Source organism: Methylomonas sp. AM2-LC (genome assembly GCF_039904985.1).
GTDB lineage: Bacteria > Pseudomonadota > Gammaproteobacteria > Methylococcales > Methylomonadaceae > Methylomonas.
Genome location: NZ_CP157005.1, coordinates 3,143,331 through 3,157,355, shown reverse-complemented (window position 1 = coordinate 3,157,355; position 14,025 = coordinate 3,143,331). Strand labels below are relative to the sequence as shown.

Sequence of the window (14,025 nt, the reverse complement as noted above, 5' to 3'; positions counted from 1 at the left end):
TACCTGGAAAAGGTTTATGCAAGAAATTAACCCTATTAAATATAAGATTGCCGATCTACGTGAACGTGGTAATGGTTTAAAAATCTACCTGGATTTTGAAACGAAAAGCGAAAGACTGGTCGAAGTATTACGCGAACTTGAAGATCCCGCAATTTGGAATCAGCCTGAACAAGCACAGGCCATGGGTAAAGAACGTAGTATGCTGGAAGGTATTGTAAATACTATTCTGGAACTGGAAACTGGCTTGGCAGATGCTGAAGAATTATTACAACTTGCTGTAGAGGAAGATGACGAAGAAACAGTGGATACGGTTGTCACTGATCTGGCGCATTTTGAAAAACGCGTTGCCGATCTGGAGTTTCAACGCATGTTCTGCGGGGAAATGGATGCTAATAACGCCTTTTTAGATGTGCAGTCGGGTTCCGGTGGTACTGAGGCACAAGATTGGGCATCAATGATAGAACGTATGTATCTTCGCTGGGGCGAAAGTCGCGGCTTCAAAACCGAACTGATTGAAGAGTCACCCGGTGATGTGGCCGGCATCAAAAGTGCCACTATCAAATTCGAAGGACCGTATGCTTTCGGTTGGCTGCGAACTGAAACTGGTGTGCACCGCCTAGTTAGAAAGTCACCTTTTGATTCTGGAAATCGTCGTCATACTTCTTTTGCCTCGGTGTTTGTGTCGCCGGAAATTGATGATGACATTGAAATTGACATTAATCCAGCCGATTTACGTATTGATGTGTACCGTGCCAGTGGTGCGGGTGGTCAGCACGTCAACCGTACCGAATCTGCTGTGCGTATTACCCATAATCCCAGTGGTATAGTGGTGCAGTGTCAAAGCGATCGTTCGCAACATAAAAACAAGGACACCGCCATGAAACAGTTAAAAGCCAAACTGTACGAATTGGAAATACTAAAACGTAATCAAACCCAGCAAGCTGTGGAAGATTCAAAATCGGATATTGGCTGGGGTAGCCAAATTCGTTCCTATGTACTCGATCAGTCACGTATTAAAGACTTACGTACCAATGTAGAAACCGGCAATACTCAGGCTGTGTTGGATGGAGCGCTCGATCAGTTTATTGAAGCGAGTTTGAAGAGTGGACTGTAAGCAATCTAAAACTAAATACCCATTGTAAAATCAGTAAACAGGGAAGCTTAAGATGCATACGGATAGTCTTTTTTACCGCCTGTTTCAAAACTGGCCGCAGTTAGCTTTAAACATGCTGCAATTACCTTATGCCGCTGAAAGTTATCGGTTTGTTTCGGAAGAAATTAAACAAACTGGGTTTAGAATTGATGGAATATTTAAGCCTTTAGATACTCAACTGGAGCAGCCGATTATTTTTACTGAAGTACAATATCAGCCAGATCCTGATTTTTATGGTCGGTTTATCAGTGAAATCATGTTGTACTTATATCGGCAAAAACCAGGAAGGCGTTGGCTGGCCTTAGTGATTTATCCAACCAGAAATATCGAGAAACCTGCCAGTATTGAATTTGAAGCGTTGCTATCGTTACCACAGTTGAAACGTATTTATCTTGAGGATTATCAGTACCGCCCTGAGCCAGGTTATGCCATGTTACGTTTGCTCGGCTGTTCAGTAAACGATACTGTAAAGGTGGCGCAAGCTTTACTTGAACAACATGATAAACTGGATAAAGAGGTAATTGAATTTATAGAGACTGTTTTAGTCTATAAACTACCTAATTTGAGCCGCGAGGAGATTAGAATCATGCTAGCATTAAACGATGTTGAATTAAAACAAACACGTTTCTATCAAGAAATTGCCGCCGAAGAAAGATGCGAAGGTAAGAAAGAAGGCAAGTTGGAAGGCAAGCTGGAAGGTGAATGCCATTTGTTAATACGCCAGCTTAACAAACGCTTCGGCCCTTTACCTCAGTCAGCGTTGCAAAAATTGGAACAAGCAAAAATAGAACAACTTGAGTTATGGGGCGAACGCATATTGGATGCCAAATCGTTGGCTGAGGTTTTTGAGTAAGCTATAGTTTCCTTGCTCTATCTATATTGACGCTAGTTAATCTCACAAGAGATACCGGCATTTAGGTTTTTATTTCACCGGCTCATCCATGTGATGAGTATCTTCTACATATTTTTCAGAGATTTAATAACAATAAAACAAACCATGTCAGAACTAGAACACGACGAACAAGAACAAATTAGACAACGCCGCGAGAAACTTACTCAGTTACGTGCCGAAGGTATAGCTTTTCCAACTGATTTTCGACGTGACAGCATTACCAGTCAATTACTGGCCAGTTATGCTGACAAGACAGAAGAAGAGCTGTTAGCGCTACCCGTACGGGTAAAAATCGCTGGTCGAATGATGACGCGGCGTATTATGGGTAAAGCTAGTTTCTGCCACTTACAGGATATGAGTGGTCAGCTACAAGTTTATGTCAGTCGCGATAATTTAGCGGAAGGCGTGTATAACGAGCAGTTTAAAAAATGGGATATTGGCGATATTCTAGGTGCAGAAGGGGTGTTATTTAAAACCAAGGTTGGCGAACTGAGCTTGCGTGTGGATAGCATACGCTTACTGACCAAGGCTTTGCGGCCTTTACCAGAGAAGTTTCATGGTATTGCAGATCAGGAAATTAAATACCGGCAGAGATATTTGGATTTGATTATGAGCGAGGAAACTCGCCACACCTTTTTAATGCGTTCTAAAATTATTGCCTACATCCGTCAATTTTTACTGGAACGTGATTTTCTGGAGGTGGAAACGCCGATGATGCAAGTCATTCCCGGCGGTGCAACGGCTAGACCTTTTACGACCTTTCATAATGCGTTGGATATGGAATTATATTTACGTATAGCCCCCGAATTGTACTTAAAAAGATTGGTTGTGGGTGGTTTTGAACGGGTGTTTGAGATTAATCGTAATTTTCGTAATGAAGGTTTGTCGACCAGGCATAATCCAGAATTTACCATGCTAGAATTCTATCAAGCGTATGCTGAATACGGCGAGTTGATGGATTTAACAGAAGCAATGCTTAAAGGTATCGCCGAAAACGTAGTGGGTCATACGGTCATTGAGTATCAAGGTGAACAATATGATTTTGGTAAACCTTTTGCCCGTATGACGGTGTTGGAATCAATTTTGCAATTTAATCCAGATTTGCAACTTGCTGATTTAAACAACAGAGAAGCTGCACAGGCGGTGGCAGAAAAACTGGGTATCATGGTTAAAGATAACTACGGTTTGGGTAAAATTCAGATTGAAATTTTTGAAAAAACCGTAGAACATAAATTGTTGAATCCGACCTTTATTACTGCCTATCCGGTGGAAGTATCGCCTTTGGCTCGACGTAATGATCTAGATCCACATGTGACTGATCGCTTTGAATTTTTTGTGGGAGGTAGAGAGATTGCCAATGGTTTTACAGAGTTGAACGATGCTGAAGATCAGGCGGAACGCTTTCAAAAGCAAGTAACTGAAAAAGAAGCGGGTGATAATGAAGCCATGCATTATGATGCTGATTATATCACCGCACTTGAACACGGTTTGCCGCCAACAGCGGGTGAGGGTATAGGTATTGATCGTTTGGCTATGCTGTTTACCAATGCCCCCAGTATTCGTGATGTGTTATTGTTTCCGCATATGCGGCCTAAAAATTAAGCGCATACCTCAAGTAATACTATACTGAGGCTGAATTTCAATTTAAAACCTATTGAGAACAAGATGAGCGTAAATGCTAATGACTTTAAAAACGCATTAAAATTATGGGCGAGTGGCGTGACAGTGGTGACTGCTCAATCTGCTCAGCAAGGTCCTAAAGGGATGACAGCTACCTCTTTTTCCAGTGTTTCGATGGAACCACCGCAAATTCTAGTATGTCTTAACCAGACTACTGATACTGGTGCGTTGGTACTTGAAGAACAAAGCTTTGCCATCAATATATTAAGTGCTGAACAACAAGCGGTATCGAATGAATTTGCAGGTGGTAGTAATCAGGAACAGCGCTTTGCTAATGTCGATTGGGAAACTGGGCTGTATGGTGCTCCCTTATTATCTGCTGCCTTGGTGAGTATTGAATGCAAGTTGGTACAGCAAGTAGTTGCAGGTACGCATTGGGTAGTCATAGGCGAAGTTGAAAACGTTATTTGTCGCACGGGTGAACCTTTGCTTTATTACCATGGCGGCTATCGACAGTTAGCTGAAGTATAGATTCAGGTCACTATTAACCGTAAAGGTAAGCATATAGAGGATGTGCCGACGCTTGGAGGTGCATCTGTCGTGACAGATGCTTAACATATCCAATAGCCCTAAATGCTAAATGTGTTGTTTTTCCATTTGGCTAGATTTAAAAATAACGGAATACTGTTTGCATTAGCGTTAAAGTCAACTCCTGGATTACCGTATGCACATACATCAATTGAGTAACTGGCAGCACCCGCATAATTTTGCCAAAATCAATCGACGCGGTGAAACGCGCACAAAATGGGTGTTATTGCTGACTTTTACCACCATGTTGGTGGAAATAGCGGCAGGAATTCAGTTTCGTTCAATGGCATTGCTGGCCGATGGTTGGCATATGGCTACGCACGTTTTGGCATTTATTATTACCTTGTATGCCTATCGCTATAGCCGTATTCACGAGCAAGATCAGACCTTTGCTTTTAGTCCAGCCAAGGTCAGTATACTGGGCGGTTTTGCCAGTTCCATTGCGTTGGCGATGGTGGCATTGATGATGATAGCTGAATCAGCAATGCGCTTGGTAAAGCCAGAAGAAATTAATTTTGATGATGCTACTCTGGTAGCCTGTATTGGTTTGGGTATTAATTTACTCTGTGCATTTTTGCTTAGCGACCATCATGACCATGCTCATGAAGCGGTAAAGCAGCATAATCACCATGAGCATGAGCATGAGCATGAGCATGAGCATCATCCTCACTCGACAGGCAAACACCAAGATCACAATCTGCGAGCTGCTTTTATGCATGTGCTCGCTGATGCTCTGACCTCTGTATTGGCCATTACAGCTTTGCTAGCCGGAAAATATTATGGCTGGAACTGGTTAGATGCCATTATGGGGTTTGTCGGTGCGGTCATTATTCTGATATGGGCTTGGGGCTTGATTCGTGATACCAGTCCGGCTTTGTTGGATCAAAGCGTCGATCAAGACTTTATACAATCAATACAGAATACTGTGGAAGCCGATGATGATTGTCGTGTAACCGATTTACATGTGTGGCGTTTGGGTGCTACTCATCAGGCAGCTATAGTGGTCATCGTCACACAACAGCCAAAGCCCCCCAATTACTATAAAGCAAAGCTGGCCAATTTTGTGCATCTTGATCATATCACTGTGGAAGTGAATGTCTGTGTCGGAGAGGCGTGTTTGGCTGAGTAGTCTTTGTAAATTGTTGCTAAAAAGTCTTGTTTACGGAGTTGGTTGTAAACTGCATAGAGCTAACGACAATCTTATTTGTCGTTAGGATAACAAGGCTTATTCCATTTATACCAATATATTAAACCGGATTTAATCGTAATCAGAAAAAATTTTTTACTCCGATGCGTTGCTCTTGCCCAACGGTGTATTGCTCTTGCATTGGGCAGGTAAACAACGCCCGCAATTTTGCGCATTCTTCGACCAATGTCAGCATCTTCGTAATACAAAAAATAATCAGGATCAAATCCCTGAATTTGTTGTAGTGGCTTTGTTCTAAAGAACATACAACAACCACTTGGAAATTCAACATTTTCAATAATTTGTTCGTAATTACAGTCGCGCATCTCAAATTTGGCTAAAGTCGATTGGAATAAAGTTTTAATCCACTTGAAAGGTAATGAACGAATAAACATGATGCATAAAGTAGGATTACGTTTGCATAGGTAATGACGATCACCATTTTCACCAAATACAGCAGGTACTAATAAGCCTATGTTAGGGTTGGCTTCCATAAAACGGATACATTGTAGCAACATATCCTGCTCAATAAATAAGTCTGGATTAATGACCAAATGATAATCAGATTTTACCTCCCTGATTACTTTATTATTGCCTGCTCCATAGCCCATATTGTCAGCGGAATGCAATAATTCCAGTGTCCAATCAGGCGCGCATTTTTGATACTGCGCATACTGAATTTGCAATTGTTTTTGCCAGCATTCTTCATTTGAATTATCGACGATAGTGAGTGAAAAACTGATTGTATAGTGCTGTTTAGCGGTTAAAGCGGCTTTTTGTAAGGATAATATGACTTCCTCAAGCATAACCAAATCTGGTTTATAAACGACCAAGGATGATGGCATGGACTTCTCCCCACCCCTAACGGTGTCATAATGCACCTGGCAAATAAACAAGGGTAAGGAGAAATCCATGATCAAGAATAACGTAATTGGTTTAGATTTAGCAAAAAACATTTTTCATCTGGTGAGTTTTAATGCTGAACTGAAACAGATTAAAAAGAAAGTAAAGCGAGCGGATTTATTGTCGTACATAGCGAACTTGCCAGTCAGTATCATTGGTATGGAAGCCTGTGGAGGCTCGCATTATTGGGCGCGAGAAATCAAGAAACTGGGGCATGAAGTGGTATTGCTGAATGCCCGTTATGTGAAAGGGTTTGTGGTGGGCAATAAAAATGATTATAACGATGCAGAGGCTATTTGGACGGCAACACACCGCAACCGAAAAGACGAACAGTTTCGCTTAAGACGCTTGAGCAGCAAGATATTCAAATGCTGCATCGATTGCGTCAAAGTACAGTGGATGAACGGACGGCGGTGGCGAATCGAATTCGGGGTTTTTTAGGTGAGTGGGGAATTGTGCTGCCTATAGGCATCAATCAGCTCAGAACGCACCTCACTGAAATTATTGAAGATGCTGAGAATGGTTTAAGCGTGATCAGTCGAAATCTGTTTGCCAAACAGCTTGAAAAACTCAAGGAATTGGATAAAACGATCAAAGAGTATGATAAGCAGATTGATCAACTCTGTATTCAGAGCGAATTATGTCAACGATTTGTAGAGGTTCCAGGTATAGGAGCCATTACGGCTACTATGGCTGCATCGGATATAGGGGACGGTAAAGGCTATACCAAAAGCAAAAATTATGCAGCCAGTTTAGGCATTGTACCCAAACAGCACACGAGTGGTGACAAGGTGGTGTTGTTGGGTATCAGTAAACGAGGTAATGGCTATCTGCGAACTTTACTGATTCACGGCGCCCGATCAGTCTTGAAAAACTGCCAAGGTAAAACAGACTCGCTAAGTCGATGGTTGCAGGCGCTAATTGAACGACGTGGTTTTAACAAAGCGGCCGTCGCACTGGCCAATAAAAATGCCCGAATTTTGTGGGTAATGGCTACACAAAATAAGAGGTATGAGGTTAGGTCCGCCGATGTAGTCATGTCGTAGCGTGTAGGCCGGGTTATCCACGCCTTACCCAACACCTACACGTGATAGAAGGGTTCCGGTGTTGGGTAAGGCGTGGATAACCCTCAGTTGATATGATTAAAAGTGAATGGTGTAACACAGAGTAAAACAGATTGCGGAGGCAAGTAAATCCAATTGATGATAACAACAGGTCAGACCGGTGCTATTTATCCCGTTCAAGCACATAGATTTTAAAAATCGTTAGGATGTTTGTGGAAATAGCGCGCGAATACGTTCATCAAGGTTCAGTGGTTAAATTAATCAACCTCTAATTGAAACCGAATATATGGCGGCAATCTTGATTACTTTTGAAATCATTCATTTTGGTAAAATTTGTCTTGCAATAGGGGGGAAGTCCATATATGTGCTAAGTGAAATTTTAGTCATTTACTTGTTTTTGGCTGACGATTTTAGCCGGTACACCCACGGCTAAGCTATTGGCTGGCACATCTTGTAATACCACCGCATTTGCACCAATCTTTGCGTAGTCACCCACGGTAATATTACCGATAATTTTAGCGCCAGCACCAATGAGTACATGATTGCCAATAACGGGTCTAGTACCCGTTGTAAAGTACATGTCGGGTTCTTTAGCACCTAAGGTAACCCCTTGCATAATGGTCACATTTTTACCAATTCGTTCTGCACCAATCACTGTACCCACCGTATGGGGTAAAAACAAACCGCCCGCAATTTGTACCCTGGGTGATGATTCAAGACCAAAAAAAATAACATTGATTAAGCTAAATAACTTAGCAATAAAACCCAGTTTTTTTTGGTAAAAATATTCTGATAAACGTATCACCACCACAGGAGCTATACGAGGATTAAAGCAGGAACGCAGTAAAATAAATGGAGTAATTAGCTCTGTGTTTCCTGAGAGTTGGTGAAATCGTTCAATATCCAGTCGTAGTTTATTCATAAAGCAATTTTTTTATAATTACACCAGGATAATCCACTAACAGCCAAACCTGTGGCCATGAATATAAAATTAGTTTGTTTTGATAAAATAGGCATATTATCGTTACAAAGTACTATTAACAGTAAAGGTAGTACGGCAAGTATTATCAAAGGCCAAATCTGGCGACGTGTTAGCAATTTATTGTTATAACACGCGTATTCCAGAACAAATGTCAAATAAAAAAAATGAGGTAACACAAATATCCAGCCGATAGAATCCATAGAAGAATAGTTTTGCATAACATATTGGGCTGATATCAATAATAATAAGTTAAAAGTTAAGTCTGACAATATCAGCATACGCGTATTTTTTTTTGCGACTATTAGCATCCCATACACCCAAGAAATGCTTCGAAAAATCACTGCTACGGTCAGAATGACTATCAATTGACCTGATTCTGCAAATTCTGGGGTATATAAAATTGAAATTAATTCTTTCTGGAAAACCACAATAAAAAAACAGATGAGTGTACAAGAGACTAAAATCAGGTAAGCTGTTTTTAACAAATATGTTTTTTGTTCTTTGTCTCCCATGCTACTCGCCAATAAAGGTAGGTATAGTGTACTGCATGCCGTTAATAAAAGGGTAATATAGTTAAATGTTAGAGTCCATGCCGCATCAAACAACCCGGCAAAGGCTAATCCATGGCTTTCAATAATCCAGGCTCTGATAAATAATAAGCTGACTGTTGAAGAAATAGCAGCTATTAGGGTGGCTGCTGCAAATTTAATAAACACGGCGGTGTCTGTTTTGCTCAGATAGTTAGCTTTTAAAGCGGATAACGCTGGTTTGGGTAGACGTAAAACCCCATAACTGCCGGCAAGGTAAGCGAATAAAAAACAGACTATCAGTAAATACCCTAATATTTCGGCATGAAATGGAAATTTCATGAAATATAAAAATGACAGCGCAATAACAAGTGCAAGAGGTCCAGCAAGTTGTGCTAATGCTAACAGCTTGTAAGAGCAGTATCCATTCAACACTGCAATTGTGTAGGTGCTACCCACATTTAACAAGATGGCAAAACAAATCAGGCGTAAAGTTCTAATCAGCTCGTCTGAGTCAGACGATAAAAAAGTGTGTGTTGCTGGCGTGGCGAACAGTAAGGCTAAGGCGATAATCAATCCAGCAGTGATTATCACTAAACGACTTGCAGTACCTCGTAATTGAAAGCATGCTTGCAAATTATTGCGGCGTTCGGCCAGACTTTGCACGATAGCGTTAGTTCCTCCATAGGTAATTGCTATAGTGGCCGCCTGCGTTATTTGTCGTAATTGTGAAAATAATCCAACCCCCTCAGGACCAAACCAACAGGCGACTAATTTAAAACTTAGCAACCAAAGCAGTGCAGAGCCAAAAACACTGCCAACGCTGATATAAATTTCTGATTTCATCTATAAACAGTAGAAGAGGGTGTTTGATCGTGATTGACACGAAGATTTGATAATAATAATCCCCACATAAAAAAGGCAAAAATACCGGGATAGGGTTGGCGTAAAGTCACTTTAAAGTTATTGTCAATAATCACTAAAAAAAATACGATGACTGCCAGCCAAAAAGTATCTGAACCCACTTTTCTTTTAGAGCGAAGGTATTGATGAGTCGTGAATAAAATTAAAAACAAGATGGGTAGTAATGCAATTATTCCAAAATTGTAAATAAGATCCAAATACCAATTGTGAGCGCTAGAACGAATTTCTCTTGGTAATGGCGCTGGGTGGCCAAGTAATAGTATGGCCGTGTTATCGGTCATACCATCAGTATATAATTTCCAGATATCCAGTCTCTCTTGTATGTTTGAGGGTATTTTTCCATTATAGAGATCTGTATATTTAGTACTTAGATTTTCAGAGGTTAGCGAATTATGATGGGTTAAATTTCCTAACTTATTATAAGCAGTTGGAAGATAAAAAATAATAACTGCAACTGTCATCAACGATAAAATCGGTAAAATAAATCGGCGCTGACTTTGTTGCCAATTGCCATAGATTTTAGAGCATGAAAAGACAATAATAAAAGAAAAGTAAGCAAAAATGGTTAAAAATGAAGTCGATGAAACCACGTAAATTAACATTAACAAAGTCAAAATACTCAGCCTTCGCTTATGGCTATCCCACAGTAATGACAATGTATAGGCAAAAGCACACACTAAAATAGGGGGAACATATTCAATATGAGAGTATATGCCGAATAAATAAAGATTGTGTGTTAGCGTTATCGTATCTTGCATCCAGCCACATATTAACTGAAGGGGTACTAAAAACAATAAGGTATAGAGAAAACTTTTGGCGATGGATTTATCATTGTCTTCGATTAGCAATCCAGCGATCAGGCCAAAAGTTGGCAGTAAAAATTGTAACATTAATAAGGCTTTGCGTAGCTCAAACCCCACGCTTATGCTGGAAGCGCACAGGGAAATCGACATAACAGCGCAAAAAATGGTAATGAATATCCAGCCAAAGTATGTACTTTTGTAATTTTTAATCCATACTAAAATCCCGCCAAAACAGACCAAAATTGAAAGCGGTAATGGGAGTGTCGCCAGCTTTCCGCCTGAATCTAATAAAGTTGTGCTGCTATTATAGATATGTCCAGACAGTTGAAAAAACAGTGGAAAGATTAATCCTATTCCAAAGAAACTCGATAGATTTAGCTTACTTTCTGGAGTCATTGATAGATACAAAAATATGTTTGGAATAACTATTTTAGAGATAATTATTTAAGGTCGATGTCGTATGAGCCGACATTGACCTTAAAAAGTAGCAATACCTAACTCTGTGGGATTCAAGCAGTAGTGTGTATAGAGATACCTCATCAGTAAAATCTACAGATAATGACATGCATGCGATAGGTGGATAACTTATGAATTATCTACTTCAATGGCAATCGCCACTAATTGCTGCATACTCTCTGTAAAGACAGCCTCATTATCGCTTCTAATAGTGGCATGCGCCACTTTGCGACCTTTGCGCGGCGTCTTGTCGTACAGATGCAGGTGACAATCCGTCAGATTTAATAACTGGCGAGTCTCCGCTAGTCCACCGATAAAATTAACCATTGCTGCATGGCCACGCGCTGTGGTTGCCCCCAATGGCAGATCAAGTATGGCTCGTATATGATTCTCAAACTGGCTGGTTTCCGCACCTTCTATAGTCCAGTGTCCAGAGTTATGCACGCGCGGTGCAAATTCATTAGCCAGTAGGCTGCCGTTTACATCAAATAATTCCAAGGCTATAACGCCAACATACTCTAGTTTTTCAAGTAATGCTCGTACATAAGCTTCTGCATTTGTTTGTAAGGGATCTCCACTTTTGCATTCTGCTACTCGTAAAATTCCGCCTTTATGTCTATTTTCAGAAAGTGGGTAATACACAATCTGTCCAGAGGGATTGCGCGCAGCAATAATCGACACTTCTCTTTTAAAGTTTACAAAGCCCTCAACAATTGCATCTGCACCCTGCATGGATTCGAAGGCTGTGGCTAGTTCCTCCGCCGATTGAATTATCACTTGACCTTTACCGTCATAGCCCATACGGCGGCTTTTTAAAATGGCAGGATAGCCAATTTGTTTCATTGCTTGTTGTAAGTCAGCCAAGCTATCAACCGCTGCATACGGAGCTGTGCCAATATTCAATTGCTGAAAGAAGTTTTTTTCCAGCAAGCGATCCTGAGCAACCGCTAGCGCATTGGCAGGTGGGTAAACCGTGGTATGACTGGATAAATATTCGGCCACATGTGCCGGAACATTTTCAAATTCATAAGTGACTACATCCGCTTCAGCAGCCAGTTGGGATAGTAAGCTAGGGTCGTCATATGCACCTTGCAGATGTTGGCTAAGCGCTGCGGCTCCTGCATGACTATCCGGATCAATAACGATAAATTGTAGGCCCAATGGGTAACCTGCTAAAGCCAGCATGCGTGCCAGTTGTCCACCACCTAATATGCCTATTTTCATGCTTGCACCTGCCTAGGGTCTGAATTAGCTAGAACAGTATCGGTTTGTTGTTGTCGATAAGCTTCGAGCGCAGGTCGATATTGTGGATGTTTATTGCTGATAATGGCGGCTGCAAATAAGGCTGCATTAATGGCACCTGCTTTGCCTATCGCCAGCGTGCCAACCGGGATGCCTGCTGGCATTTGCACGATAGACAATAAAGAATCGATACCGTTTAATGTTTTAGATTGTATTGGTACGCCAAGTACAGGAATACCGGTTTTAGCGGCAGTCATTCCAGGTAAATGCGCTGCACCTCCTGCGCCTGCAATGATTACCTCAAGGCCTTTATCTGCTGCAGTTTCTGCATAACGAAACAGTTTGTCTGGCGTACGATGTGCTGATACCACTTCAACTTCATGTGGTATGTCAAGGTGTTCCAGGGTCTGTGCAGCATGCTGCATGGTTTCCCAGTCCGACGTGGAACCCATGATGATGCCTATCAATGCCGTCATGCAAAATCTCCGCTTGTAGCAATAAAATTAAACCCGATATTCTCGCATAATTTTCTATATATTGTTTGAGTTTAACGGTTTATGGATGTATTAACTAAACAAACTTTACTTTCGTAGGTAGGTGTTTCAGATTATTAGTTTTACTGCTAACGTATTTTAGATTAATCAATGCACGCTCTATTAATGAATGCTTGAAACTAGATTGTTGTAATGGGAGTTAAAGTGGATAAGACAATTGTTACGTATCTGACAGACGTTCACTGCGTTGAATTACGTGTTTTAAGGGGGAATTCTCTGCAAGACTGCTGCTAAATTAGTCAATTAAGTAGATTACGTGTAACTGCTTAGGATGTGGTGTGTTTATTGCTGTCATTTAATTTTCAAATCCTTACAGGAAATATCAACATGTCTACCCTTTATACAGAAGATGAAATGACAGCAATTCTCACCATGACAGATGAAGATTTATTGGAATATTTTCTGTTTCGTATTGCTGAAATGGATGAGGTCTGTGGCTTAAAGCAAGGACCACATTGGATTACGCGTGAAATTAAAGAACAACATACGCTGCCTGTATGGCCTTTTAAAAGTTTTGCCGCCATGACTGCAATTGATGAATGGCAACATTTAAAACCTGTAGCGGAGTCGATTGAGTTTTTTATGTACAGGATATTAAATAAACAGATAGAGCAGGGCGTGATGATTGAAATTATGCCACGTAAGACCGGTGCAGGTTGTTTGATTAGTCCTCAACGTCTGCTAAATTATCTGGAAGATATGAGAGATAGTAGTGAATGTATGGTTGGTGATTAAACATCAGCCAGTTATGAAATAAGGGTGTTAAGCCATTTCTCTTATTAGTTAATTCTGGACTATGGTAATGGTATCCCTTATCAAGGAGTATTCAAATACATATTTGAAATTATAAAAACTAATATTATTTTTCTTGTCACTATAATCTAATCTAAGATTAAATTAATCCTGAAACTTACAATTAGTGTTTTGAGTTGGTTAGTCAGATCCCACCCGTGCAGGTTCATTAAACCTTAATGTTTGCATGTCCACACACTATCTGCAAATAGGCCGTTTAAAGCTTCTTTTCTAAACCTGTTGTGCGAAAGCCAAAATTTTAATCTGATCTTAATCTGATTTTCATTAAATACTTAAGCAGGATGATTAAAATTTTAAACCTGAGTAAGGAGAAATAAT

General features: G+C 40.6%; 12 protein-coding genes and 1 pseudogene. 7 read left to right on the top strand and 6 right to left on the bottom strand.

All coding sequences use genetic code 11. From position 1 onward, the window contains the following. The first annotated feature begins 16 nt into the window (after positions 1-16). From prfB to dmeF, 5 genes are all read left to right on the top strand, one after another. Positions 17-1,114 carry a peptide chain release factor 2 gene (gene prfB, locus ABH008_RS14165; RefSeq protein ID WP_347986265.1) on the top strand — a complete coding sequence of 366 codons (1,098 nt, stop codon included), beginning with the start codon at positions 17-19 and terminating at the stop codon, positions 1,112-1,114. Between the two features lie 52 nt (positions 1,115-1,166). Further along, on the top strand, positions 1,167-2,006 hold the full coding sequence (locus ABH008_RS14160; protein WP_347986264.1) for an Rpn family recombination-promoting nuclease/putative transposase: 840 nt from the start codon (positions 1,167-1,169) through the stop codon (positions 2,004-2,006). 144 nt (positions 2,007-2,150) lie between these two features. Next, positions 2,151-3,647, top strand: coding sequence for a lysine--tRNA ligase (gene lysS / locus ABH008_RS14155; protein WP_347986263.1), 1,497 nt, complete (start codon positions 2,151-2,153; stop codon positions 3,645-3,647). A gap of 63 nt (positions 3,648-3,710) precedes the next feature. After that, positions 3,711-4,196: a flavin reductase family protein gene (locus ABH008_RS14150; RefSeq protein WP_347986262.1), complete on the top strand. Its 486-nt coding sequence runs from the start codon at positions 3,711-3,713 to the stop codon at positions 4,194-4,196. Between the two features lie 193 nt (positions 4,197-4,389). After that, the gene (gene dmeF / locus ABH008_RS14145) at positions 4,390-5,382 is read left to right on the top strand and encodes a CDF family Co(II)/Ni(II) efflux transporter DmeF (protein WP_347986261.1); all 993 of its coding nucleotides are present in this window, start codon (positions 4,390-4,392) and stop codon (positions 5,380-5,382) included. Between the two features lie 71 nt (positions 5,383-5,453). Here the strand turns inward: dmeF and ABH008_RS14140 are convergent, their stop codons facing one another. Beyond that, positions 5,454-6,284: a glycosyltransferase family 2 protein gene (locus tag ABH008_RS14140; RefSeq protein ID WP_347986260.1), complete on the bottom strand. Its 831-nt coding sequence runs from the start codon at positions 6,282-6,284 to the stop codon at positions 5,454-5,456. A 67-nt stretch (positions 6,285-6,351) separates the two neighbouring features. Here ABH008_RS14140 and ABH008_RS14135 point away from each other — a divergent pair. Next, positions 6,352-7,388, top strand: a pseudogene (locus ABH008_RS14135) (IS110 family transposase). A gap of 397 nt (positions 7,389-7,785) precedes the next feature. On the opposite strand, the gene epsC reads toward ABH008_RS14135, so the two are convergent. From epsC to purE, 5 genes are all read right to left on the bottom strand, one after another. Next, positions 7,786-8,328: a serine O-acetyltransferase EpsC gene (gene epsC, locus ABH008_RS14130; RefSeq protein WP_347986259.1), complete on the bottom strand. Its 543-nt coding sequence runs from the start codon at positions 8,326-8,328 to the stop codon at positions 7,786-7,788. After that, entirely contained in the window at positions 8,325-9,761 is a 1,437-nt protein-coding gene (locus tag ABH008_RS14125) for a hypothetical protein (protein WP_347986258.1), read from the bottom strand. Before ABH008_RS14125 ends, epsC begins: the two co-directional genes overlap by 4 nt. After that, positions 9,758-11,038, bottom strand: a complete 1,281-nt coding sequence (locus ABH008_RS14120) for a hypothetical protein (protein ID WP_347986257.1) — start codon at positions 11,036-11,038, stop codon at positions 9,758-9,760. The genes ABH008_RS14125 and ABH008_RS14120 overlap by 4 nt, the downstream gene beginning before the upstream one ends. Positions 11,039-11,227: 189 nt before the next feature. Then, on the bottom strand, positions 11,228-12,322 hold the full coding sequence (locus ABH008_RS14115; protein ID WP_347986256.1) for a 5-(carboxyamino)imidazole ribonucleotide synthase: 1,095 nt from the start codon (positions 12,320-12,322) through the stop codon (positions 11,228-11,230). Beyond that, positions 12,319-12,816: a 5-(carboxyamino)imidazole ribonucleotide mutase gene (purE, locus tag ABH008_RS14110; RefSeq protein WP_347986255.1), complete on the bottom strand. Its 498-nt coding sequence runs from the start codon at positions 12,814-12,816 to the stop codon at positions 12,319-12,321. The genes ABH008_RS14115 and purE overlap by 4 nt, the downstream gene beginning before the upstream one ends. A gap of 405 nt (positions 12,817-13,221) precedes the next feature. On the opposite strand from purE, the gene ABH008_RS14105 reads away from it, so the two are divergent. Then, positions 13,222-13,629, top strand: a complete 408-nt coding sequence (locus tag ABH008_RS14105) for a DUF2750 domain-containing protein (protein WP_347986254.1) — start codon at positions 13,222-13,224, stop codon at positions 13,627-13,629. Positions 13,630-14,025 lie beyond the last annotated feature (396 nt).